23 protein-coding genes are annotated in these 22,868 nt (G+C 73.1%); 7 read left to right on the top strand and 16 right to left on the bottom strand.

Features of this window, described 5'->3' with window-relative positions:
- Positions 1-2: 2 nt before the first annotated feature.
- Together ACGFWI_RS25690 and ACGFWI_RS25695 are read right to left on the bottom strand one after the other, a co-directional pair.
- Positions 3-704, bottom strand: a complete 702-nt coding sequence (locus tag ACGFWI_RS25690) for a class I SAM-dependent methyltransferase (protein ID WP_393908376.1) — start codon at positions 702-704, stop codon at positions 3-5.
- 70 nt (positions 705-774) lie between these two features.
- Positions 775-1,893 carry a glycosyltransferase family 4 protein gene (locus tag ACGFWI_RS25695; RefSeq protein WP_393908377.1) on the bottom strand — a complete coding sequence of 373 codons (1,119 nt, stop codon included), beginning with the start codon at positions 1,891-1,893 and terminating at the stop codon, positions 775-777.
- Positions 1,894-1,967: 74 nt separating this feature from the next.
- Here ACGFWI_RS25695 and ACGFWI_RS25700 point away from each other — a divergent pair, with 74 nt between their 5' ends.
- Both ACGFWI_RS25700 and ACGFWI_RS25705 read left to right on the top strand, forming a co-directional pair.
- Positions 1,968-2,792: a PIG-L deacetylase family protein gene (locus ACGFWI_RS25700; protein WP_393908378.1), complete on the top strand. Its 825-nt coding sequence runs from the start codon at positions 1,968-1,970 to the stop codon at positions 2,790-2,792.
- Positions 2,789-3,823, top strand: a complete 1,035-nt coding sequence (locus tag ACGFWI_RS25705; protein WP_393908379.1) for a YbhN family protein — start codon at positions 2,789-2,791, stop codon at positions 3,821-3,823. Before ACGFWI_RS25700 ends, ACGFWI_RS25705 begins: the two co-directional genes overlap by 4 nt.
- Here ACGFWI_RS25705 and mptB read toward each other — a convergent pair.
- The 4 genes from mptB to ACGFWI_RS25725 form a co-directional block, all read right to left on the bottom strand.
- Complete coding sequence (mptB, locus tag ACGFWI_RS25710; RefSeq protein WP_393908380.1) at positions 3,756-5,213, bottom strand: polyprenol phosphomannose-dependent alpha 1,6 mannosyltransferase MptB; 1,458 nt, start codon at positions 5,211-5,213, stop codon at positions 3,756-3,758. The genes ACGFWI_RS25705 and mptB overlap by 68 nt on opposite strands.
- A 65-nt stretch (positions 5,214-5,278) precedes the next feature.
- On the bottom strand, positions 5,279-6,835 hold the full coding sequence (locus ACGFWI_RS25715) for an alpha/beta hydrolase (RefSeq protein ID WP_393908381.1): 1,557 nt from the start codon (positions 6,833-6,835) through the stop codon (positions 5,279-5,281).
- A gap of 121 nt (positions 6,836-6,956) precedes the next feature.
- Positions 6,957-7,697 carry a PP2C family protein-serine/threonine phosphatase gene (locus tag ACGFWI_RS25720; protein WP_393908382.1) on the bottom strand — a complete coding sequence of 247 codons (741 nt, stop codon included), beginning with the start codon at positions 7,695-7,697 and terminating at the stop codon, positions 6,957-6,959.
- A 130-nt stretch (positions 7,698-7,827) separates the two neighbouring features.
- Positions 7,828-8,958, bottom strand: coding sequence for a site-2 protease family protein (locus ACGFWI_RS25725; protein WP_393908383.1), 1,131 nt, complete (start codon positions 8,956-8,958; stop codon positions 7,828-7,830).
- A gap of 183 nt (positions 8,959-9,141) precedes the next feature.
- Here ACGFWI_RS25725 and ACGFWI_RS25730 point away from each other — a divergent pair, with 183 nt between their 5' ends.
- Positions 9,142-9,429, top strand: coding sequence for a hypothetical protein (locus ACGFWI_RS25730; protein ID WP_393908384.1), 288 nt, complete (start codon positions 9,142-9,144; stop codon positions 9,427-9,429).
- Positions 9,430-9,718: 289 nt separating this feature from the next.
- Positions 9,719-10,117, top strand: coding sequence for a hypothetical protein (locus tag ACGFWI_RS25735; protein ID WP_393908475.1), 399 nt, complete (start codon positions 9,719-9,721; stop codon positions 10,115-10,117).
- A gap of 181 nt (positions 10,118-10,298) precedes the next feature.
- Here the strand turns inward: ACGFWI_RS25735 and ACGFWI_RS25740 are convergent, their stop codons facing one another.
- The 3 genes from ACGFWI_RS25740 to ACGFWI_RS25750 form a co-directional block, all read right to left on the bottom strand.
- Positions 10,299-10,679, bottom strand: coding sequence for a hypothetical protein (locus ACGFWI_RS25740; protein ID WP_393908385.1), 381 nt, complete (start codon positions 10,677-10,679; stop codon positions 10,299-10,301).
- Between the two features lie 205 nt (positions 10,680-10,884).
- A complete protein-coding gene (locus ACGFWI_RS25745) occupies positions 10,885-11,547 on the bottom strand; it encodes a transglycosylase family protein (RefSeq protein ID WP_393908386.1) in 663 nt (220 codons plus the stop codon).
- 300 nt (positions 11,548-11,847) lie between these two features.
- Positions 11,848-12,612: a hypothetical protein gene (locus ACGFWI_RS25750; RefSeq protein ID WP_393908387.1), complete on the bottom strand. Its 765-nt coding sequence runs from the start codon at positions 12,610-12,612 to the stop codon at positions 11,848-11,850.
- A gap of 363 nt (positions 12,613-12,975) precedes the next feature.
- Here ACGFWI_RS25750 and ACGFWI_RS25755 point away from each other — a divergent pair, with 363 nt between their 5' ends.
- Positions 12,976-14,124, top strand: coding sequence for a sensor histidine kinase (locus tag ACGFWI_RS25755; RefSeq protein WP_393908388.1), 1,149 nt, complete (start codon positions 12,976-12,978; stop codon positions 14,122-14,124).
- Between the two features lie 59 nt (positions 14,125-14,183).
- On the top strand, positions 14,184-14,939 hold the full coding sequence (locus ACGFWI_RS25760) for a response regulator (RefSeq protein ID WP_393908389.1): 756 nt from the start codon (positions 14,184-14,186) through the stop codon (positions 14,937-14,939).
- Positions 14,940-14,973: 34 nt separating this feature from the next.
- Here ACGFWI_RS25760 and ACGFWI_RS25765 read toward each other — a convergent pair whose 3' ends face one another.
- The 7 genes from ACGFWI_RS25765 to ACGFWI_RS25795 all read right to left on the bottom strand — a co-directional run bounded on the left by ACGFWI_RS25765 (position 14,974) and on the right by ACGFWI_RS25795 (position 22,145).
- A complete protein-coding gene (locus ACGFWI_RS25765; RefSeq protein WP_393908390.1) occupies positions 14,974-16,851 on the bottom strand; it encodes an FAD/NAD(P)-binding protein in 1,878 nt (625 codons plus the stop codon).
- An 83-nt stretch (positions 16,852-16,934) separates the two neighbouring features.
- Positions 16,935-17,054: a class III lanthipeptide gene (locus ACGFWI_RS25770; RefSeq protein WP_260639602.1), complete on the bottom strand. Its 120-nt coding sequence runs from the start codon at positions 17,052-17,054 to the stop codon at positions 16,935-16,937.
- A gap of 57 nt (positions 17,055-17,111) precedes the next feature.
- A complete protein-coding gene (locus tag ACGFWI_RS25775) occupies positions 17,112-17,198 on the bottom strand; it encodes a class III lanthipeptide (RefSeq protein ID WP_199838955.1) in 87 nt (28 codons plus the stop codon).
- Positions 17,199-17,325: 127 nt separating this feature from the next.
- Positions 17,326-17,412, bottom strand: coding sequence for a class III lanthipeptide (locus ACGFWI_RS25780; protein ID WP_199838955.1), 87 nt, complete (start codon positions 17,410-17,412; stop codon positions 17,326-17,328).
- The gene (gene lanKC / locus ACGFWI_RS25785; protein ID WP_393908391.1) at positions 17,413-20,094 is read right to left on the bottom strand and encodes a class III lanthionine synthetase LanKC; all 2,682 of its coding nucleotides are present in this window, start codon (positions 20,092-20,094) and stop codon (positions 17,413-17,415) included. It abuts the gene before it with no gap.
- Positions 20,091-20,870, bottom strand: a complete 780-nt coding sequence (locus ACGFWI_RS25790; RefSeq protein ID WP_393908392.1) for a GNAT family N-acetyltransferase — start codon at positions 20,868-20,870, stop codon at positions 20,091-20,093. The genes lanKC and ACGFWI_RS25790 overlap by 4 nt, the downstream gene beginning before the upstream one ends.
- Positions 20,871-20,885: 15 nt before the next feature.
- Positions 20,886-22,145, bottom strand: coding sequence for a beta-ketoacyl-[acyl-carrier-protein] synthase family protein (locus tag ACGFWI_RS25795; RefSeq protein WP_393908393.1), 1,260 nt, complete (start codon positions 22,143-22,145; stop codon positions 20,886-20,888).
- A 542-nt stretch (positions 22,146-22,687) separates the two neighbouring features.
- Between ACGFWI_RS25795 and ACGFWI_RS25800 the strand changes: the two genes are divergently transcribed.
- A complete protein-coding gene (locus ACGFWI_RS25800; protein ID WP_030075520.1) occupies positions 22,688-22,867 on the top strand; it encodes a DUF5708 family protein in 180 nt (59 codons plus the stop codon).
- The last annotated feature ends 1 nt before the right edge of the window (position 22,868 follow it).

Here is a 22,868-nt window from a genome sequence, read left to right on the forward strand (position 1 = left end):
GCTCACTCTCCCCGGCCCTGATCCGCAGCGGGGCCCGGGTTCCGGGGTTCCCCGGGCCGGGCCGCAGCGGGGGACTCGTAGACGCTGACGGCGAAGGGGCGGCCGGAGTCCGGTTCCACGTGCTCGACCACGCGGTGGAACCCGGCGACGGCCTCGAAGTACGCGCAGAACCTGCGTGACTCCGGCCAGGGGTGCACCAGGACCAGCAGTCCACCGGGCGCCACGGCCTGTGTCAGATGTGCGCAGGCCCGTCGCAGATGCTGGGGCCGGCCCAGGTAGTACAGCAGCTCGGCGCAGAAGACGAGGTCGAAGCGGTCCGCCGGCGGCGCGGTGAGGATGTTGAGCCGCGCGAACCGGGGAGCGGGCGTACGGCCGGGCACCGGGGTGCGGGCCCGGGCGAGCGCGCGCTCCGAGATGTCCACACCGGTGATCTCCGCATCCGGATACGCCGCCGCGAGGCGGTGGGTGAAGGCTCCCTCGCTGCACCCGACGTCCAGAATCCGCCGGTAGGGGCGCCGGGGGAGCTGCCCGAGGGTCGTCTCGTACTTGAACTGCTCGTAGTCGTCCACGGCCAGCCCCCACGGGTCCGGCCGCCGGTGCCACCAGTCGAAGTACCAGTGCAGGACCCGCCCCTGTCCGCGGATGCCGATGAGGGAGAGCGAGGCGAAGAGGAAGCGGTGAGCGCGGTCGAGGACCCGGTGCATGAAAACCTTCCGGCCGTTGCGGTGGCCACTGTCCCGGGAGGCCGCCGGACGTATGCGGTATGACGGCGCGTCAGCGGGTGACGTCGTCGTAGGCGTGAGCGAAAGCTTCGGTGACCACCGGCCAGGTGCAGTGCACCGGCTCGGTTTCCCAGTTGTGTGCGGCCAGGCTGCGCCGCGCCCCCGGCGTACGGGCCAGCCACAGCACCTCGTCGGCCAGGGCGAAGGCCGAGTGGCCGCACAGGGCTCCCTCGCGGTTGTGCCGTACGAAGTCGGCGACGCCGGTGTGCACCCGGGCGAGGACCGGCAGTCCGCTGGTGCGCGCTTCCAGGGCCGCGATCCCGAAGGACTCCCGGCGGGAGGGATTGACGAACATATCCGCTCCGGCCAGCAACTCCCGTACCTCTCCGGGCTGCAGCCGGCCCGCGAGGCGGATCCAGCTGTCCATCCCGTTGCGGCGCAGATAGCGCTGTATCGGCCGCAGGCTCGGTCCGGCCCCGGCGAACGTGGCGCGCAGCGCGGTGCCCCGACGGGACATCCGCGCATGGGCGGAGTGCAGCGCCGCCAGCAGCTCCATGGGTTCCTTGCGGGGGACGAGCCGGCCGACGGCGACGACATGCACCCGGCCGTCCTGACGCTCGGCCGCGGCGCCCTGGCTGCGCCACCACGCGGCGTCGATGCCGTTGGGGATGACACGGGGGCTGACGTCCGGCAGGGCCTGCCGGATCAGCCGGGCGGCCGACCTGCTGACGGTCGTCACGGCCACCGGAGCGGTGGGGCCGTACCCGGTCCGGCTCAGCAGCCGGTACAGGGCCCGCACCACGGGATCCCACATGCTGTGGACGGTGGCCACGGTGGGGATGCCCCGTCGCCGGGCGCAGGCCAGCGCGGCCCAGGCGAACGGGGAGGCCGCGCCCAGGTGCACATGCACCACCCGCGGGTGACGTGTCGTCAACAGGCGGTCGATGGCGTGTCCCGCCCTGGGGTGAACGGGCAGTTGCCCGGGCAGCCGCGCGCTGATCCTGTGCACGGGATACGGCCATGAGGTCGCCTCCGGCCCCGGCGCGGCGGGCGTCGCGGTGACGACCTCGGCGGCCTGGCCCGCCCGGTGCTGCGCGGCGGCCAGGGCGGCGACCTGGATCTCGATACCTCCTGTCCGCGGCGCAAAGCAGTCTGAAATGTGAAGGATCATGGCTGCACTTCCGAAATGGGGCGTGAAGTTCCCCAGTATGGGGTGGTAAAGCATGCTTCGTGAGACATACGTGCTTGTTCTTTCATGCGCATCCGGACGATGAGGCGCTGCTGACCGCCGGCACCATGGCGCGACTGGCCGGTCAGGGACACCGTGTGGTGCTGGTGCTGGCCACGGCGGGCGAGCGCGGCCTGGCCTCGAAGGCCCTGCAGGACCGCGGCCTGGGCGAGGTACGCCGCGACGAGGCGCACGCCTCCGCCCGGATTCTGGGCTGCTCCCGGGTCGCCTTCCTCGGCTACGCCGATTCCGGGCACACGCCGGACCAGGCCCCTGCCAGCGGCGGCGCGGAGCCGTTCGCCTCGGCGGATGTCGGCGAGGCGGCCGCCCGCCTGGCCGCACTGCTCACCGAGGAGCGCGCCGACCTGCTGACCGTCTACGACCCGGCCGGCGGCTACGGGCACCCCGATCACGTACAGGTCCACCGTGTCGGCTACCGCGCCGCCCGGCTGGCGGGCACCCCGGTGGTGCTGGAGGCCACCGTCGACCGGACGCTCCTGCTGCGCGGACTGCGCGCGGCCTCCTGGTTCTACCGCTTCCCGCCGCAGTTCGACCGGGACGCCTTCCGGCAGGCGTACGGCGCACGCGGCGAGATCACTCACCGGGTACCGGTCAAACGGCACTGGAGGGCCAAGCGCGCCAGCCTGTCCGCGCACCTCAGCCAGGCCCGGGGCGGCGACTCCGAACGCACCCTGGCCGCCCTGGGCCGCCTGCCCGGACCGGCCTTCCGCCAGGTGATGGGGACCGAGTGGTTCATCCAGCGCGGGCTCCCCGCAGGGCCCGTCCTCCGCGATCCGCTGGCCACGCTGCCCGGCCGCGGCGTGACGGCAGCGGGCCGATGACGTCGCTCACCGTGCGTCTGCCGAAGTCCGCCCTGCGGCTGCTGGGCCTGCTCTCCTCCGCCGCCGGCCTCGTCCTGCTGGCCCTGGCCGTACCGAAGGCGGCGGGAACGGACTGGGCCGCCGTCCGCGCCCACCTCGGGCACATCAGCGGCCCGCAGGTGGCGCTGCTGTGCGCCCTGGCAGCTGCCGCGCTGTGGAGCTACACCTACGTACTCAGCGCCGCCCTCCCCGGCCTGACACTGCGTCAGGCGCTGCTGGTGAACTGCACCAGCAGCGCCGTCAGCAATCTGCTGCCGCTCGGCGGCGGAGCGGGGGTCGCGGTCACCTATGCCATGACGCGTCGCTGGGGGCATCCGCCGCGGGCCGTGGCCGTGTGCGTCGCGCTCACCGGGGTGTGCAACGTGGCCGCACGGCTGGTCCTGTCGGCGGTGGGCGCCCTGCTGCTGGCGGGGACCCCCGTTCCCGGCATCGGCTGGGCGGCGGCCGCGGGCGGCGTGGTCCTCGCCGTGCCCGTGGCGCTCGCGGCCGGGTGGCCGGCCCTGCGCCACCGCCGCCGGACGCCCGGAACGCACCGGCGGGCGGCGCCGGCCGGGGCGCCGCGGCGGATCGCCCTGCGGGCCCGGCAGCTCGCGGTACGACTGCGCGATGAGAGCCGGGACCTCGTGCGCCGCTCCTGGGCACGGTTGGTGTGCGGCATGGGCGCCACCCTGGCGGCACAGGGCGCGCTGTTCCTGGCCTGTCTGCAGGCGGCGGGCTCGCGCACCGGAACGGGGGAGGCGCTGGCGGTGTTCGCGGCCAGCCGGCTGCTGACCCAGATCGCGGTCACCCCCGGCGGTATCGGCGTCACCGAGTGCGCCGCCGCCGTCGCACTGGTCGCCCTCGGCGGCGAACCCGCTGCCGTGGCTTCGGCGATGCTGCTGTTCGCCACGTTCACCCATCTGCTGGAGATTCCGCTCGGCGCGCTCACCGGCGCGCTTTGGCTGCTGCGCGCGGGACGACGGCGTCCCGCACCCGCACCGGCCGCTCCTTAGGCGCCCACCGCACCACCGCCGCCAGTGCCACCGCTCCCCCGACGGCGGCCGCGAGCCCGCTCGACCAGGTGGGCCCCTGCCCCGAGGGCATCACCACCAGCGTCAGCCCCACCATCGCCGCCTTGGCGCCGCCCCGCCCCAGCCGTCGCCAGGACACCGCCGCCAGCGGCACCACCGCCCACAGCACGTACCACGGCTGCGCCACCGGAGCGGCCGCCACCAGCACCAGCAGCGCCGCCCCCGTCGCCCGCTCGGCGCCGACGTGCGGGGCGTACCGCACCCAGTAGCCCACCGCCCCCAGGCCCACCAGCAGCCCGGTCAGCCGCGCGGCCGTCATCGCGCCGGCCGCCGTGCCCCACCCCAGCCCCTCGGCGAGCCACCCCAGCAGATGGCCCGCGTCCGTACTCAGGGACAGCAAGGTGTGCACCTCGGCCGGCGTACGGATGGTCCACAGCCACCCCCAGCCCTGGCCGCACGCGGCCACCCCCGCCCCCAGTGCGGCGGCGGCCGCCCCGGCGATCCCCGCCGCCCGCCGCACGCGCCGCCACGCCCCGTCCCGCCCCGCCACGGTCACCGCTGCCGCGCACAACAGGGCCACCCCGGCGGGAGCCTTCACCAGCACCGCCGCGGTCAGGACGACGGTCCCCACGGCCCAGCGCCCCCGGCGGAACGCCAGCAACCCGGCCGTCATCAACCCCAGCATCAGCGCTTCGTTGTGTGCCCCGCCGACCAGATGCAGCAGCACCAACGGGTTGAGCGCACCGGCCCACAGCGCGCCGGCCGCACCGGAGCCCGACGTCGTCGCCAGCCACCGCAGGGCCCACGCCATGAGTCCCAGACCGGCCACCGCCACCAGCCGCAGCCCCAGGGCCGCGGCCACCACATGATGTTCCCCGGTGACCGCCACCACGGCCCGCGCCGCGGCGACGGACAGCGGCCCGTACGGGGCCGGGGCGTCGTGCCACATCCCGGGCACGTTCGCCGCCAGCGGGCCGCCCAGCGCCGCCGGGCCCAGCGCATACACATCGCGTCCGCGGCCCGCCAGCGCGCCCTGGGCGAGATAGCTGTAGGCGTCACTGCTGCCCAGCAACGGGCCCGGCACCAGCGGCAGCGCCCAGCACCACAGCGCCGTCCGCAGCTCCCGCCACCCGGCCGCCGTCCCGTCCGCGACGCGCGTGCCCAGCCGCCACCACGCGGTGATCAGCAGCACCAGCCCGACGTACGACACGGCGACGCCCACGCACAGCAGCGGCTCGCCGTGCCGCCCCCACAGCCCGTCCGGAACTCCCCGCGGCAGCGCACCGGATCCCCATCCGCCGACCCCCAGCAGCACGGACCCCAGCGTGCCGAGGAGCACCTCTCCCCGGACGGTGACCCCTGCCGCGCTCATCCGGCCAACCTAGACGCGGGACCGGGCCGCACCCCGCACGCAAAGGGACATGTCGCCCGTCCGCGCTACGCCGGGCCGCCGGGCGCCGACGGGCCCGGCACCGCAGCGGCCCCGGCTCCGTCGGCGCAGTACGTGTCCCGCTGCGGACGCCGGCCCGTCGTCAGGAAGGCGGTGACCAGGCGGTTGCCGCAGGCGTTGCCGTTGCCCAGGTAGGCGCCGTGGCCCCCGTGTCCGAGGGTGACCAGGCGGGCCCGGCCGCCGAGGGCCTGACGCATCTTCAGGGCGCCGGAGTACGGGGTCGCGGGGTCCCGGCGGTTCTGGACCAGCAGGATGTTGGACGGGCCCTCGGCGGTGATCCGCACGGGCCGGTCCGCCGGCGCGTCCTTCCAGAAGGCGCAGGGGACGACGTTCGCCGGCATCCCGGCCGTGAGCGGATGCCGGGCCCGGTCGGCGGCCACCGCGCGCCGGTAGCCGGGGACCGACGCAGGCCAGCGCACGTCGTTGCAGATGGTGGCCATCACGGCCGCCGCGTTCGCGTCCGGCAGCGGCCCGGCGAGGGCGTCGGGCAGCACCGGCCGTGCGGCCGGGTCCTGGGCCTGCCGGACGAGCCGGGCGAGCGGCGGGAAGAGGCCGTCGCTGTACAGGGCGTTCTGCAGCGCCTGGCGCAGCAGGCTGCCGGTCAGCGGGACGCCCTTCGTGTCGGACTCCTTCGGTGCGCGGTCCAGCCGCGCCGCCAGCGCGAGGAACAACGGCCGGACGTCCTGGGGGTGTTCGGCCAGCCGCAGCCCCTCGTCCTCCCGGGCCGGGTCCGCCGCCCAGGCCGCGAAGTCGGGGAACCGGTCGTCCGCGCCCGCCGCCATGTTCGCCAGCCATCCCCGCTCCACCCGCGACGGGTCGGGATCGCCGTTGCTGTCCAGCACCCAGCGGTCGGTGTGCTGCGGGTACTTCTGCGCGTACACCGCCCCGACGTACGTGCCGTACGAGCTCCCCCAGGCCGACAGTTTCTCCTCGCCCAGGGCCCGGCGCAGGCGGTCGATGTCGCGTACCTCGTTCGCGGTGGACATGCTGCGCAGCACGGCACCGCCATGGCGGTGGCACGCCTCGGCGATCCGCCGGGACCGGGCGATGTTCTCCGTGATGCCGCCGTCCGGACCGGGCCAGGACCGCAGGGTCACCAGATGCCGGTCGTCCGGATCGAGCGCACAGCTCGCCGTCGAACTGCCGCCCGTGCCCCGCGGATCGAAGGTGACGAGGTCGTAGGCCCCGGCCATCTCCTTGCCCAGCGCCGGCCCCTTCGCCACCAGCCGCGGCACCCCGGGTTCGCCCGGCCCGCCGGGGATCATCAACAGCGTGCCCCGCCGTGCCCCGGGCCGGTCGCTGCGCACCCGGGACACGGCGAGGGTGAGCTGCGGGCCGTCCGGGTCGCGGTAGTCGAGCGGTACGGGCAGCTCGGCGCACTCCTGTCCGGCGAGGCCGGGCTCGGCGCACGGCCCCCAGGCGAGGGCGGGTCCTGTGGTGCCGGGGGCCTGGGCACGGGCCGGCGGGGAGACGGCGGCGAGGGTGCCGGCGACAGCCACGGCGGAGAGCGTGAGCAGCAGGGTGCGGCGGGGGTAAGTCGTCATGGGACAAGGGTTGTTGAGCGGAGTGGCGCCGCCCATCCGGCTGCCGGGACATCCCGTGGTGGGGTTTTCCCCCGAGGGCGCGCCGTCGGCCGGGCCCGGTGCCGCTCCGGAGCGGCCCGGCTCACTCCCCGACGGCGATCAGTGCCAGCGTGATGTTGTCGGGGCCGCCCGCCTCGATGGCGGACTTCCACAGTTCGAAGGCGGCCCGGCCGCCGCTGTGGAGCCGCAGCAGATCGTCGAGGGCGTCCTCCGGGACGGGGTCGGTCAGCCCGTCGGTGCACATCAGGTAGCGGTCGCCCACGGAGAGCGGCGCGGTCGTGAGGTGCGGGGTGACGGCGCTGAACTCCGGGGCGCCGCCGAGCGCCTGGGTGACGAGCGAGGTGGTGCGCCGCCCCGGCGGCAGCGGGGGGCTGTCGTCCACGCTCACCTGGCGCAGGGCGTCGCCGGTGGCATCGAACACCCGGCTGTCACCGACGTTGAAGACCAGCACCGACTTCTCCCGTACGACCGCACCGGCGACCGTGGTGCCCATGGTGAAGAGCTCCGGGTCCCGCTCGGCGGCCGCGTACACCGCGCGGTTGCAGAGGTCCAGGGCGTCACCGGCCGCGTCATCGCTGTCCAGGGAAGGGCCGAGCGCGGCCAGCTCCCGGACGACCAGTGCGCTGGCCACCTCCCCGGCCGGCTGCCCGCCGATGCCGTCGGCGACCGCGACGACCAGCGGGGTGCCGAGCGGGAACACCAGGGTCTGCGGGTTCTCGGTCACGGTGCCGCAGAGCGTCCAGGGGCCGGCCACCAGGCTGTCCTCGTTGTGCTCGCGGATCAGCCCGGTGTGGCTCAGGGCGGTCACGGTGAGGTACGGCATGGACGTGGTCCCGGTCCGGTGCTCCGCTGCGGCAGCCCCGTCGTCCCCCGTGGCATGCCGTACCTCCATTGTGGCCGCCGGACGGCCCCGCGCGCCCGTCGGGCGGACGACGGCGGGCGGGCCCGGCCGGTCAGCCGGTCTCCCTGCCGCTCAGGGTGTTGCGCTGCATCAGCCGGGAGATGTCCTTCCCGGTGACGATCCCCACCAGCAGCCCCGCGTCCACGACGAGGAGGCGCGCGCCGGTACGCAGGCTGATCTTGTCGAGCGCATCGCTCAGCAGATCGTCCGGAGCGGCGACCGCGCACTGGGACAGCGGGGTCGCCGCGTCGCGTACCCGCACCGTCTCCCGGTTCGGGCCGGGCACCGCAGCGAGCCGGCGGATCTGCACGAGGCCGCTGGGACGGCCGTCGAAGTCGAGCAGCGGCAGCGCGGAGTGACGGGAGTGCACGACCACCTCGTCGATGAAGCGCCGGACGGTCAGCCAGTCGGCGCCGGTCGCCACCGGGCTGGTCATGGCCTCGGCGACCCGTACCCCCCGCAGCGCGGTGTGGAGGGCGGCGCGGCGCCGCTCCGCCCCGGCGACGATCATGACGAAGAGGCCGATGAAGACGATCCACAGCCCGCCCGGTGCCCCGCGGAGCACGGAGATCCAGCCGGCGGCCACCAGGAGCAGCCCCATGATCTGGCCGCCCCGGGACGCCGCCAGATCCGCCCGGTCCCGGTCCCCGGTGCGCCACCACAGCACCGCCTGCACCACCCGCCCGCCGTCCAGCGGCACGGCGGGCAGCAGATTGAACACGCCCAGGAACAGATTCGCCCAGCCCAGCCACGCCAGGACGACGGAGGGCACCGCCCAGCCGGACAGCCCGTGCAGCCCGAACCCGGCCCCGAGCGCGACACCGCCGACGACCAGACTGGTGAGCGGCCCGCTGACGGCCACCGCGAAGGCCGCCGCCGCGGACTGCGGCCGCCCCATCCGGGTCGTACCGCCCAGCGCCCACAGCGTCACGTCCTGGACCGAGATCTTCTTCCGCAAGGCGGTCGCGGCATGTGCCGTCTCGTGCAGCAGCAGGCTGCCCATGAGCAGCACGGCCCCGATGACACCGGCGAGGGCGTAGACGGCATCCGAGCGGCCCGGCGTCCAGACGGGAAGGCCCTGATGGCCGAGTCCGTACGCGAACAGGCCCACCAGCAGCGGCACGCTCCAGTGCATGCGCAGCGGCACCCCGACCACCTGTCCGACACGGACCGAGCCGTTCATCGTCGTCTCCAGCCGGCCCGGCGCCCGGTCCCTCCGAGCAGGCCTTGGCGACCTGCACTCCGTGGACCGGCCGATCCGGCGTCCACCACAATTGTCGCTCGCGGAACCTGCTGGCGGTACGAGAGGACTGCCGGTCGTACGGGTGGCACGCTGGTCGTACGGACGGAATGCCGGAGGTGCGTCATGGGACACAGCCACCACTTCCACCTGGACCAAGGTGATCACTCGATCACCGTGAACGTCGGGCCCGGCCGGGCCGGGGAGATCGAGCTGCTGGTCGACGGCAAGGTGGTCGCGTACCGGAAGGAGCACAGCCCCGGCATGAATGTGCTGACCGGCGAACTCCCCGAAGAGCCCGCCCACCCCTTCCGGATCCTCCTGCGCCAGCCGCACCTGGTCCCCTCCATGCCCCGCTGCACGCTGGAGCTGGACGGTGTGGAGCAGCCCATGCCGGAGCGGCTGGTGCTGTGAGCGCCGGTGAGCTGCCCGTCGGATGACGGCAAGCTCCCGGTGGCACGACCGGAGGCGGACCGGCCCCCGGTGACGCGGCGTGACCGGGAGGTGCCCGTCGGCCTGCCCGCGGACGCGTGTGTGTCCGTCCCCGCAGCGGAAAGCGCCCGAGGTTTTGGGCCACCCGGCTGATTGTGGCCGACGAGCGTTTCGCTTCCCGCGGGTTGAACGACGATGCGGACCGACAACGGCAGCACGATACGTCTGGCATCAGAAGGACGAAGCGGCGAGGAGCGACGTGAGAAGAATTGTGCAGACGGGAAGTGTCGTCGGGGCGTGCGGGCTGGTGCTGTTCGGCGGCGGGCTGGCCCGCGCGCAGACCATTCCGGGCGATTCCCTGCTCTCCGCCGCGGTGGGCGCCGATGTAGGCACCGTGGCCGGCATGGTCTCCGGGGTGATCTGCAACAACCGCCTCGCCGACTTCAACTACAAGTCGCCGGTGGTCAAGTCGCCGCACCCCTGCATCAACGGGCCCGTGCACAGCGGCAACAGCCTGAACAGCGGAAACTTCCTCAACCACGGAAACCCGAACAACAGCGGCAACATCGCCAACACGAACGGGTCCACCAACAGCGCCAACTCCGCCTCGGGCGATTCGGTCGCCAGCAGCAACAACATCCAGCGCATCCTCGGAGGCCTCTTCCACTGACACGGAGCTGAACTCCTGAGAAGGCCGGGACCACGGCCTCTTCGCGAGTCGTCCCCCGATCGCCCGGCGAACTCCGCCGGGCGATCGCCGTTTCCGGCCCCGGCCCCCGAGCGCCCCGCCGCCGGACATGACTCCGGCCCCGGAGCGAGCCCGGGGCCGGAGGGGTCGGATCAGCGTCGGGTCACAGCTTCTGCTTGTCGTGGCGGCCGACGTTCTGCAGGTGGTTGCGGGTCCTCGACTCGACGCCGTGCGTCTCGTTGTGCGAGTTGGTGTTTCCGTTGATGTTGGTCGGGCTCCCGCTGTCGTTGTTGTTGCCCCGCATGTAGACGTTCTGCGAGTTCCTGAGGTTTCCGCTGTTCAGCGGTCCGTTGATGCAGAACTGGGTCCGGCGCGGGCAGCGGATTCCGGTGCGGATCTCGGCGATGGTGTCGCTGTCCCACACGCTGTCACCGCCCCCGCGCCACGGCCCGCCCCACGCCTGGGCGGGCGACGCCCCACCGACGGCCAGGAGCAGGCCGCAGGCTCCTGCGATCACATAATTGATGCGTGCGTTGTTCTTCACTGTGTGCTCCTGCACCTCGCGGTTTGGTACCCCGCGGTCTTGCTACCGGGCCTTCCCCCATCCGCCAAGCCTGAGCAACGGCCCGTCCCGCTCATTCACTCTGAACGATCAGTGGATTCACCGTGACGGCCCTCCCCGCGACCCCGGCAGCGGGCTTCGCCGGCGAGGTGGAGGTACCGCATCCGGCACGGCCCGGGCGCCGGCCTCACCCCCGCAGCCGCAGCCGCTGGCCCGGGTAGATGTGGTCCGGTCCCTGGTCGAGCGTGTGTTTGTTCAGTGCGTACAGGGCCTTGGCGCCGCCCGGGGCGTGGGTGCGTTCGGCGATGGCGGAGAGACAGTCCCCGGGATGGACGACATAGCTGCGGGCGGTGGTGCCGGTGGTCGGGGTGTGGGCGCGCGGGGCCGCGGCCTGGGCGGCCGAGGGGGCCTGCCGGGCGGCGGGGGCGGAGCCGTCGTCGGAGTCGCCCGTGGAGCTGCCGCCGGCGCCGCCGGCGCCGCTCGTGGACGCACGGGCGCAGTTGGGCCACGCGGACAGTCCACGGTCCCGGACGATGCGCCTGCCGACGGTGATCTGCTCGGCGCGGCTGGCGAGGTCGGCACGCGGGGCATAGCGGCGACCGCCGTAGGCGCGCCAGGTGGCGAGGTCGATCTGCAGACCTCCGTGGTAGCCGTTGCCGGTGTTGATGTGCCAGCGGCCGTTGCTCTCGCAGGCGGCGATGCGCTCCCAGTCGGGCCTCGGCGAGCCGGAGAACGGGCCGGCCGCCGCGGCGCTCGGGCCGGCGAGGGCGGCCAGGCCCACGACGCTCAGGAGGACCAGCAGCGCGGACAGCAGCGTTTCGACGGACCGTTTGGCGAGGGGCGACGGCATCACGGGAATCCTCCGCTGTGCTCCGGCTACGCCGTGACGGAGTACTCGCCACGACCGGTGGGCACGCACCAACTAACCCGGCAATATGGTTTTCGGCATGCCTGGGGAGCACGACATGCGCGTGTTTCACCCGGGTGGGTGCAGAGTGCGAGGTCCCCGCGTCTCATGGCCTCTTGACCCCGTGGCCGTGCGATTGCGCCGCTATTCCTGTGCCGTCGCCCTACGTCAAGGTCCGAATTCAAGCCAGCCAAAGCAATTTCGGCCCGGTGCGCTTGCCGCCGTCCATGTGGGAACGGGCATTTACGTGACCGAATAGGCGAAAGACGGGGTGAGATCGAGGGGTTCCGGGGTGGCGACGGCGAACTCGTAGGAGGGGGACAAGGAGAAGTTCCTTACGAAGACCGGGACTTCGAAGCCATAAGGTCCGGGGACGATGACTGTGCCACGGTCGGCGGGGAAACCGGCCTCGATGCGTTCGGGCGCGATGGACAGGCCGCGGCCAACGGCCTGCAGGGCGGCGTCCTTGCGGACCCAGAAACGGGTGATGAGGCGTTCCCGCTCGGCGGCCGGGCGGCCGGCCGCGGTGCGTGACTCATGGGCCGTCAGCACCTCGTACGGGGTGTGCGGCGGGGAGGCTTCGGGCCGGACGGATTCCACCGAGAAGCCCATCTGGCCGGCGTCGTCGCCGCACGCCACGATCAGCAGGCCGCGGGTTCCGTACAGCTCCCAGTGGGTGGCGGTGGCCATCGCGGCGCCCACCCGGTCGGGAAGCCGGGCCAGCAGCCAGCTGCGGGACGCACCGTCGAGGGTGGCCCGGGAGTGGCCGTTGAGGCCCAGGCAGCTGTCGGGGGACAGTCCCGTTCCCGAACCGCGGGAAGGGGTGGATCCTATGGGGACGACGAATATCGGAACGGGTGTGGACGAAAGATCCGGGTGATCGTGAGCAGCTGCGGATGCGGCTGCGAGCGGTGCCGGGTGCGCCTGGCCGGGGTGTTGCCGGTGATGATGAACGCCCAGGTCAAGGGGATCCGGACAGAGTTCGAGAAGAGCGGCGTTCGTTTCCACGTACTTTCCGTCCTCCGCAGTTGAGCGGTGCCAAGGCCGTCCTGGGTGAGTGACGGCCCGTCATTCAGTGAGGTCTCTCCCCCTTTTTCGCCTACATCGATCGATACAGACAGCCCAAGGTTTGCAGATCCTCCGGAACCTTCGAGTCATCCCTCTTGCTGATGTACGGCTACATACTTCGATGTACTGGAGACCGACCCAAATTCGGGCGCCAGGGCCAGGAGAACGGGCAATGCACCGAAGTACTGTCCTCATGTGTGGTTACGTCTTTTCACAAGTACGCACGCGCGCCGCCGCCCCATACCGCTCCGTGACCTCAGACTGGCAGTGGGTTTCTTTGCCGGCTGTCTGATCCTGTATGTCGTGGGCGGCCCACAGGTGATGGGGGGCGATATCCCCGTTTGGCAGGCCGTCCTGCCCGTCCTCGTGCTGTGTGCCGCGACTGCCCTGCGCAGTGCCCTGCCGCCGGTCGCGGTCGCCGTCGGCACCCTCACCGTCACGGTGGAGACCACGTCCAGCGGTGGCCTGGGCCCCGTCCTCATCTATACGGATCTGCTCTATGCGGCCGCGCTGTACGGAGCTCCGTGGCTGTGCCGGCTGCTGCAGTTCGGGACCGTCGCGGCCACCCTCGCCACCACCGTGGCCCTGGTCCTCACCGGCGACCGTTCGGAGGGGGTGACGACCGGTGTCATCGTCGCGCTGCTGCTCATCTCCCCCGTATGGACCGGGGTGTTGATACGGAACCACAAGGAGCGGGCGGATGCCGAACGGCAGCGTGCCGCGCAGATCAACCGGCTGGCGGAGCTGGACCGCAAGACCGTGCTGCAGACCGAGCGCACCCGTATGGCCCGTGAGCTGCACGATCTGGTGGCCAACCACCTCAGCGCCATCGCCATCCACTCCAGCGCCGTGCTCTCCCTGACCGAGACGAAGGAGGAGAAGAACGGCGTCGCCGAGGAGGATCCGGTGCTGCGGGCGCTCGCGGTGATCCGCGAGAACAGTGTGCAGGGACTGGCCGAAATGCGGCGGATGGTGGTGCTGTTGCGGTCCGACCGGGGGGTGGACGACGACTGGGACCGGCCCCAGTTGAACGCGCTGGAGGCGCTGGTCGAACAGGCCCGGCCGGCCGCCGACGCGGCGGCGCTGACCCTGCACACCGAGTTCCCCGAGAGCTTCCCCGACGTGTCGTCGGTGATCGAGGTGACGGCGTACCGCATCGTGCAGGAGGCGCTGACCAATGTCCTCAAGCATGCCTCGGCGGGGCGGGTGCGGATCCGCTGTGAGGCCGGCGCCGAGCAGCTGACCATCTCGGTCGACAGCCCGCTGATCCGGCCCGACGGCCGGGCCCGGCAGCGCCCCGTGGAGCACCTGACCACCGGAGCGGGCGCCGGGCTCGCCGGGATGTCCGAGCGGGCCGCGCTGGTCGGCGGCATCTTCGACGCGGGACCCGACCGCACCGCCCCCGGACGCTGGCGGGTGCGGGCCGTGCTCCCGCTGACCCAGAACTCCTAGGACCGTGCCGGACGTCGCGGGCCCGCGCTCATCCGAAACCAACGGGGGTGACGAGAAAGGTGGAGCAGCCAGTGGAGGAACTCATGGCGGACGAGCGGAGGGGCAGGCCGGCCGGTGCGCCGGCGGAGGCCCCGGTGGGCCGGCCCGAGGGCATACGGGTGCTGGTGGCCGATGACCAGGCCGCTGTGCGGTCCGGGCTGGTCCTGGTGCTGCAGACCGACCCGGGCATCACGGTGGTCGGCGAGGCCGGTGACGGTGCGGCCGCGGTCCGGATGGCCGCCGAGCTGCGGCCCGATGTGGTGCTGATGGACGTACAGATGCCGCAGCTCAACGGGGTCGCGGCCACCCGCAGGATCGTGGAGCGCGGACTCGCCGAGGTGCTGGTGCTGACCACCTTCGACCTCAACGAGTACATCTTCGGGGCGCTACGGGCCGGGGCCGGCGGCTTCATCCTCAAGAACGCGGAACCGGCCGTACTGGTCAGCGCGGTACGGGAGGTGGCACACGGGGACGGGTTCCTCACCCCGGCCATCGCCCGGCGGCTGATCACCGAGTTCGCCGGCCGCCCGCCGGTGGCGGGCCCCACACTCCCGGAGGGCGCCGCGCAGGCCCTCGACACCCTCACCAAAAGGGAGTTGGAGGTGCTGGCCTGTATCGCCCGCGGGCTGGCCAACAGCGCCATCGCGGAAACCCTCAACCTCGCGGAGGGCACCGTGAAGACACACACCAGCCGCATTCTGTCGAAGCTGCATCTGCGCAGCCGGGTGCAGGCAGCGATCCTGGCACAGCAGCACGGGATCGCCCTGCAGGGCTGAACGGGCCGCGTGCGGGGGGGTGCGGCCCCCCGCGTCACCCGTCGGTGAGCAGCCGGCGCGCCAGGGCGTCGTTCTGGCGGAAGTAGACGGCGTTGGTGTGCGGACGGGGGAACTGGGCCGGCCCGGCGACGATCCGGTCCCGGTGCACGGTGCCGGACGCGTCGACGGGGTGCAGTCCCGCACCGGACAGCCGCAGCATGCCGCCCGCACCGCCCTCGGTGCCGTCCTGGACCAGCTCACCGCGGGACAGCAGGGCACCCAGCAGGGGGTCGGCGGCCTCGCCGGGACCGGGGGCCGCCAGCCGGGCGTCGAGGAGGACGGCCGCCTCGTGGACGGCACCGGGAACGGCAGGGCTGGCCGCACGGAACACACCGCCGCCCGGGACCCGCTCCCCGGCCCCGGCCCCGCCCCCGTCTCCGTCTCCGTCTCCGTCTCCGTCTCCGTCTCCGGCCACGGTCTCCACCCGCATACCGGGCCCCACGAACGTCACGATCCCCGCCTCGGCGAGCGCCAGCAGCTGCTCGGCGCGCAGCGGCGGCGGGCCCGAGCTGAGGTAGGTGCCGATCGCGAAGCGGTCCAGCGCCTCCGCGACCTGGGGGGCGTCCAGGCCGCCGGAGCGCCACAGCTCCTCGATGACCACGCCGGCCCGCTGCAGGGCGTCGACCAGCGCGGTGTCGACGCCGCGCGCCGGACCGGTACGGCCGCGCAGGACCTCGGCGAGGTGGCCGCGCAACTGCCGCTGCAGCGCGTCGGTGCCGGGGAAGTGCAGCCCGGCGAGCGGAGCGGCCAGCCGCTCCAGGTCGAACCGGTCGGCGGGGTCGGGCACCGCCGCACGGGCGAGCTTGGCCAGCCGGTCGGCGTCGGTGAGCAGCAGCGTGTACTGGGCGTCGAAGTCCTGCCAGGTCATACGGGTACGGGCGGGCTGTCCGGCGAAGAGCGCGCGGTAGTGGGCCCAGCCCAGTTCGGCCACCACCAGCGGCCAGACCTCGCGGCCGAAGGAGGCACCGGGCCGGGACAGCAGGGCCCGGCAGGCCTCGACGGTGGCGAAGCGCGGGGCGGCGGGCGGCGCCAGGGGGGTGGCCGGCGCCGTGTGAGCCGGTTTCGGCGGCAGGGGGACGCCGCGGCGGGAGCCGGCGTACAGGCGGGGCTCGCGCCCGGACGGCAGATAGCGCAGCGGGCCGCCGGGGGTGCGGACGAAGCGGCCGCCGCGGCCCTCCGTCAGCAGCGCCACACAGTCGATGAAGACCAGTCCGAGGCCACGGACGACGACGGGCGCGCCGGGCGGGATGCGCTCCAGCGCGTCCGGGTCGGCGGGCCCGGGGCCGATCCGGGTCAGACCGGCCGGCACGGGGGCGGCGAGGGTCTCGGTATGGCCCTGGGCGAACACCACCCGGTCGGCGAGGAAGGGGGGTTCTCCGGAGTCGAGGATCACCTGCTGGCGGCCCCGTCCGTCCGGTGCCGCCCCGCCGTCGGCCGTGCGCCGCAGATCGGTCACCCGGGCCCGGTGGACGAACAGCCGCACCGAGGCGGGCCGTTCGCGGGTCACCGTCTCGAAGAAATGGCGCAGATAGCGGCCCTGGTCGCGGCGGGCGGCGTAGGCGCCGTCGTGGAGCGGGGAGCCGAGCCAGCCGGCGGTGGTGGGGCCGGGGCGCGGCGGGCCGGCGCACTCCACGCTCTCGTCCGGGTACATCGTGACCTGCTCGGCGGCGGAGTTCATCCACAGCAGACCGGGCTGGTCGGTGCGCCAGGTGCGGCCCGCGCCCGGTGGGTACGGGTCGACGATGTGCAGGTCCAGGGGGCGGTCGCCGTACAGGGCGGGGACGTTGGCGAGGATCCGCTCGACGATCGAGGCACCGCGCGGGCCGCAGCCGATGAGGCAGAGGGTGCGCACCGCGTCAGCATGGTCGTTCAACTGGCCTCCGTCCGTGGGCCCTTGTCCGGAAAACACAGGGGCCCGGTGGCCCGTGCCGAAGCACGGGACCACCGGGCGCCGTGTCAGCAGCCGCCGCTGATCGTGGAGCCGAGCGCCTGGGCGTCACGCTCGCCCGGCACCTCCAGACCCTGAAGATCCATGATGCTCATCTCGACACCTCCCTTCCGTGGATCGGTGGACATGTGTACGGTGATATACACGGTGCGTGGTGGAGACCCCACACCATGTGATCGGCTGCGTCAGCAGCCGCCGCTGACGGTGGAGCCGAGCGCCTGAGCGTCACGCTCGCCCGGCACCTCCAGACCCTGAAGATCCATGATGGTCATGTACGACACCTCCTCCCGAGGACTCGTCGTGGTGATCGGTCACGGTGATGACGTGCCAGGTGCCGTTGCGGGACACCTGGAGCCGGTGGGCCGTGCATGCCAGATGCATGGCCCGCCCGGCGTCGCGTCAGCAGCCGCCGCTGACGGTGGAGCCGAGCGCCTGAGCGTCACGCTCGCCCGGCACCTCCAGGCCCTGAAGGTCCATGATGGTCATTTACGACACCTCCCTTCCGTGGTGCGCAGTGCCCGCTGCCCCGGACGGGGCGGTGGGGGTGGCGGCGCTCGTGGCGCCGCCGCCGCGTCCCGGGGCGGCCGAGTGAACGGCCGCCGCGGAGCGCGAGTCGGTGAGGAACGGGAGCAGCGGGGTGCCCCGTTCGGAGGCGGACAGCGCCAGCAGCACTCCGGCGCCACCGCCGGCCAGGTCCATGGAGATCCGGGCGCGGCCGTCGCAGGGGAAGACCGTCGCTCCGTTCCGCGTCATGGCGTGCTGGCCGAGGTTGGTCAGATGGCGGCGCAGATACCGCTCGGTCGCCTCCGGGGGCACGGGCACCCGCCCGCGCAGCGCCGCCAGTGTGGCGAGCAGTCCCGCGCGGCCGCCCAGCAGCCCGGACTCGATGACGAAGTCGGCGGCGCAGGCGCGCAGCAGGGCGGGCAGCGCCTCGCGGATCCGGTCGTCGTCGCGCAGGTCCAGCAGCTCGGCCGCCACCAGGGCGATCCCGGCGCTGCCGTTGTCCAGGTAGGGCAGCAACCGGAATCCCTCGTCGACCTGGAGGGTGTCCTGGGGGCCGGGCGAGCAGCGGTCGAGGTCGCGGTGGACGGCGCGTACCGCCTCGTCCAGCAGTGCGGTGTCCCCGGTGGCCTGGTGGGCGCGCAGCAGGAAGAGTGCGGCGCCGGACCAGCCGTACATCAGCCCGGCGGCATCCTTCGAGCCGTGCCGGCGCTTGCGGGCGACCGGTTCGCCGCGGGCCGCGGTCAGCCGCTGGGTGACGCGGTCGGCGAGGCCGAGGGCCTGCTGCCGCAGGGCGTCGCTGTCCAGTGCGGCGGCGAAGTGCAGAAGGTTCAGGCCGACGCCCGACAGGCCGCGGTAGAGGCTGGGGCAGTGGCGTACGGAGAGCCGGCCGGCGGCCCGGTCGAGGGCGTGCAGCGCGCCCTGTTCGTCGCCCAGCTCCTGTAAGACGTAGGCCATTCCGTGCAGGCCGTCGTAGAAGCCGATCCGCTCGGCGGGTACCCGGTCGACGGCGGCGCGCAGCCAGGCCGCGCCCTCCTCGTCGCGTTCCCCGAGCGCGGTGTGCCGGGCCCACAGGACACCGGCCGCGCCGTGTCCGAAGCCGGCACCGCCCTCGATGAACTGCTCGAAGTCGCCGGGGTGGAGCCGGTCCTCGCGGTGCGGGGTGGCGCTGTCGCGCAGCCCGCGGCCCAGGGAGGCGAGCAGGTCGGAGGGCGGCCACGGGCCTGGTGGACAGGCCAGTTCGGAGGTCGTGTCGTCATTGGGGGCCAGCTGCGGAGCCAGCCGCGACACCAGGTGGTCCGGCAGTCCGTAGCGCTCGGCGGCGGTGGCCAGCAGCGCGGGTGCCTTGTCGGGGGCGAGGCCGCCGAGCGCGGCCAGCGGCAGGAACAGCCACAGTCCGATGGCGGCGAGCGCGTAGTGGTCGCCGTCGGTGCCGGTCGCGTCGGCACGGTGGAAGCCGGGGGCGCCGAGGCTGCTCGGGGTGGCCCGGTCGGCCTCGTCGGCCACCTCGAAGTCGAGGAGGACGGGGATGTCGCCGGGCTTGATGATGAGGTTGCCCGGGTGCAGGTCGCCGATCCGGATGCCGCGGGCGTGGACCGCCGCGACCAGCGCCTCGATCCGGCCGAGCAGGGTCAGCGCGCGGTCCCGGTAGCGCGCGACGGCGCCTTCGTCGGGATCGGGGACGGTCAGCGGGTGGTGGGCGGCGAGCCAGGTCTGGAAGTCCTGGCCGGCGATGTCCTCCAGGACCAGGAAGAGATGGTCGCGGACCTGGAGGGTGCCGAAGGTGCGCGGGATCCCGGGGAGTCCGGCCAGCCGCTCCAGCATCCGGTGCTCGTGGGCGAGCCGGCTGACCGCGTCGCGGCCGACGCCGTCGGTCCCGGAGTAGGGCCGGCCCTCCTTGAGGACGACGCTGCGCTCACCGGCGCCGGGGGCGTCGGCGCCGGCCGGGACGGCGCGGTAGACGCCACCGCCGTTGGAGAACTGCAGCGCCCCGGTGATCCGGTACGGGAAGTCGTCCACGGCCTGCCGGGCGGCCAGCGAGTCCTTGAGGATGTCCGGCACCGCCACCCAGTCGGGGGTGTGGAAGACCGGGGTCCGGCGGTCCGGCTCCGGTGTGCCGTCGGGACGCCGGAAGGCCGTCACCAGCTCGCCGTCGCCGTCCTCCATGTAGCGGGTGCGGAAGCCGCCGTAGCGTACGTACAGCGGGCCCTGGCGGAAGCGCAGGTCGGTCAGGACGTACGGGCCCGGACGGCCGCCGACGAGCGCGTCCAGTCCTTCGAGGGTGCGGGCCAGCTCGGCCTCGTCCACGGGGTAGACGGTCAGCAGCTTCCCGGCGGCGGAGCGCTGGGCGTACTTGCGGCTCAGGGCCCGCAGGACGTTGGCGCTCTTGAGGTACTTGAAGGCGATGCCGTGCCGGGTGCAATAGGCGGCGACGTCGGCGAGGGTGCGGCGGGCGTCGTCGGGGGCCGCGCTGACGTGGATCTTCCAGCCCTGGTCGGGGAGTTGGTCCTCGGCGGGACGGCAGAAGGTCCAGGCCTCGTTGTCGTCGCGGGTCCAGCCGTCGGGCAGCGGCGGGGCGGGGAAGCGGGTGGCTTCCAGGTCCCAGTTGCCGGGCCAGTCGAAGAAGGTGCGGTCGGCCAGGGCGAAGCTCTCGGCGCCGTCTCTCATGCGGCACCTCGGGCGGGTGCGGCGGCCGGGGCCGGCTCGGGGGTCAGGACGGTGCCGTGCGGCCCGCCGGCGCTGCCGGGCGTGGCCTCGTCGTGGCGCGTGGTCTCGTCGTGGCGCGTGGTCTCGTCGTCCAGGAACCCCGCGAGCGCGGTGCGGCGGGTCGTCGTCAGATGCTCGGCGAGGATGGCGCGGGCCTGGGTCTTGTCGTCCTCGTCCACGAAGTCGGCGAGTCCCACGGCCAGTACGCGGTTGTCGGCGCTGGGCTTCAGCGAGGCGTAGTGCTCGTCGCGGAGCAGCCCCCACACGATGGAGTCGTGATACGCACCGTCGAGATAGCAGTGGTCGCGCAGGATGCCCTCGACCACGAACCGGGTCTTGGTCATCAGCCGGATGATGCCCTTGTTGTAGCCGGCGGTGGTGACCTGCACGCGGTGCGCGTCGAGCTGGTGGAAGAGGTAGTCGACGAGCAGGACGACGGCCTCCGCGCCATAGCCGCGCCGCCACAGCTCGGGGGAGCCGATCGCGCCCCCGACGGTGAAGCCGCCGATCCGGCCGCTGCGCTGGTAGCTGACGGTGCCGATGCCCTCGCCGTCCTTCGTACGGATCACCAGATGGTGGACCCGTCCCGAGCGGTTGGCCTGCTCGACCTCGGCGGCGCCCAGCAGCTCCCAGTCCCCGCTGAGCACGGCGGCCGGCGAGCCGGGCCGCAGCCAGGAGGCGATCGCGGCCCAGTCGTCGTCGCCGGGCCATTCCAAGGTCACCAGTCGTCCCTGCACGGTGCGTCTCCCTCCTCAGCCGGTGTAGCGGGTCAGTACGAGTACGGCGTTGTGTCCGCCGAATCCGAAGGAATTGCTCAGCACCACGTCGCCGTCCCAGTCGCGGGCACCCTTGATGACCAGGTCGAGATCCGGTTCCTCGGGGTGGTCGCAGTTACGGATCGGTGGGATCTTGCGGTCGCGGAGCGAGAGCACCGCGGCGGCGGCCTCGGCGGCCCCGGAGGCGCCGAGCATGTGCCCGGTCATGCTCTTGACGGCGGTGACCGGCGTCCGGCGCAGCTGGTCGGGGCCGAGCACCTCGCGCAGCGCCGCGGCCTCGATGCGGTCGTTGAGCACGGTGCCGGTGCCGTGGGCGCTGATCTGCCCGACGTCCTCGGGGGCGCAGCCCGCGTCGGCGAGTGCGCCACGCATCGCGCGGATGGCTCCGGCGCCGGTCGGGTCGGGGGCGGTCGGGTGGTGGGCGTCGGTGGTCGCGGCGTAACCGGCCACCTCGGCGAGGATCGGGGCGCCGCGGCGCTCGGCGTGCCCGGCCTCCTCCAATGTCAGGACGGTGGCACCGGCGGCCATCACAAAGCCGTCGCGGTCCCGGTCGAACGGCCGGCTGGCGCCTTCGGGGTCGTCGTTGCGGCGGGAGAGGGCCTGGGCGTTGGCGGTGCCGGCCAGGTCGACGGCGGTGAGCGAATCGTCCGCCCCGCCGGCCAGCGTGATATCGGCGCGGCCGTGGCGGATCAGCTCGGCCGCCTCGCCGATGGCCACCGCGCCGGTGGCGCAGGCCGCGGACACCGCGCAACTGGGGCCGCCGATGCCGTACTTGATGGACAGCAGGCTCGCCGGGTGGTCGATGGCGGTGAGGACCGAGTGGTAGGGGGAGACCCGCCGCGGGCCCTGCTTCTTGAGGACGTCGTACTGCTGCTGGATCGCGGAGGCGGCGCCGTAACCGGAGCCGATCACCGCGGCGAAGCGGTACGGGTCGATGCCAACGGGCGGTTCGAGGCCGGCGTCCCGCAGGGCCTGGGCGGCGGCGACCACCGCGTACTGGGTGAAGCTGTCGCTGCGCCGGGCTTCCTGCGGGGTGAGGTAGCCGGTCGTGTCGAAGCCGGTGACCTCGCCGCCGATCCGGACCGGGAGGTCCGAGGCGTCGAAGCGGGTGACGGTGCCGAGGCCGCTGCGGCCGTCCAGGAGGGCGGCCCAGAAGTCCGCGGTGGTGTTTCCCACGGGGGACACCACGCCGCAGCCGGTGACGACAACGCGCCGCCGATCCTCGCGTAACTCCATGAAAGCCGCCTCCTACTTTTCTGCCCCGTTGTCACGCTTGGGGCGTCCTCATGACCAGAAACATGACAGGCGAGTCATTGGCCTGTCAACAGTTCTCTGGGAAGGTCGTCCGTCACGGTTCTCCGCATCGACCGACCCGCAGGCCTCGTACCAGCGGAAACGCTCTCAACGAGATGACTGACCGAGTCATGAAAATTGACTCTGGCGGGAATGCGACTGCCGCTGACGGGGAGGCCGGGGGCGCGGACGGCGGGCGGCGGCGGCCGGGGAAGAGCCGTCGCCGGGCCGCCGCCGACTCACTGCCGGGCCGCCGCCCACACCCGCCGAACCCCTGCTGGGGGCGGGCTCTGCCGGTCCATGGCGGCCCCGCGGTGCCCCCGCCGGTGCCCCCACACCTCCCCCCGGCAAGGCCAGGAGTACATAGAAAGTGACAGACGGCGGGGCGGAAAGTGCCTACCTGCGGATGATCCGAATGTGCCGGCCGGGCGGGACGCTGGTCCGTACAACGAGCTCCGACACATCACAAGGAACGAGGGGAACCCATGAAGGGTATTGCCGTAGGCATTGTTCTGGCGATCGTAGGTTTGGTCCTATGGCTGACCACAAAGGAAGTGGAGACCCCGATCGTCTCGCTCCACAAGGCCGGGCTGATCCTGGCGATCATCGGCGGCGCGGAGGCCTTGTTCGCGCTACTGGGATTGGGAAAGAAAGCTAATAAATAAA

Origin of the sequence: Streptomyces sp. NPDC048434 (assembly GCF_043200375.1) — a bacterium.
Taxonomy (GTDB): domain Bacteria; phylum Actinomycetota; class Actinomycetes; order Streptomycetales; family Streptomycetaceae; genus Streptomyces.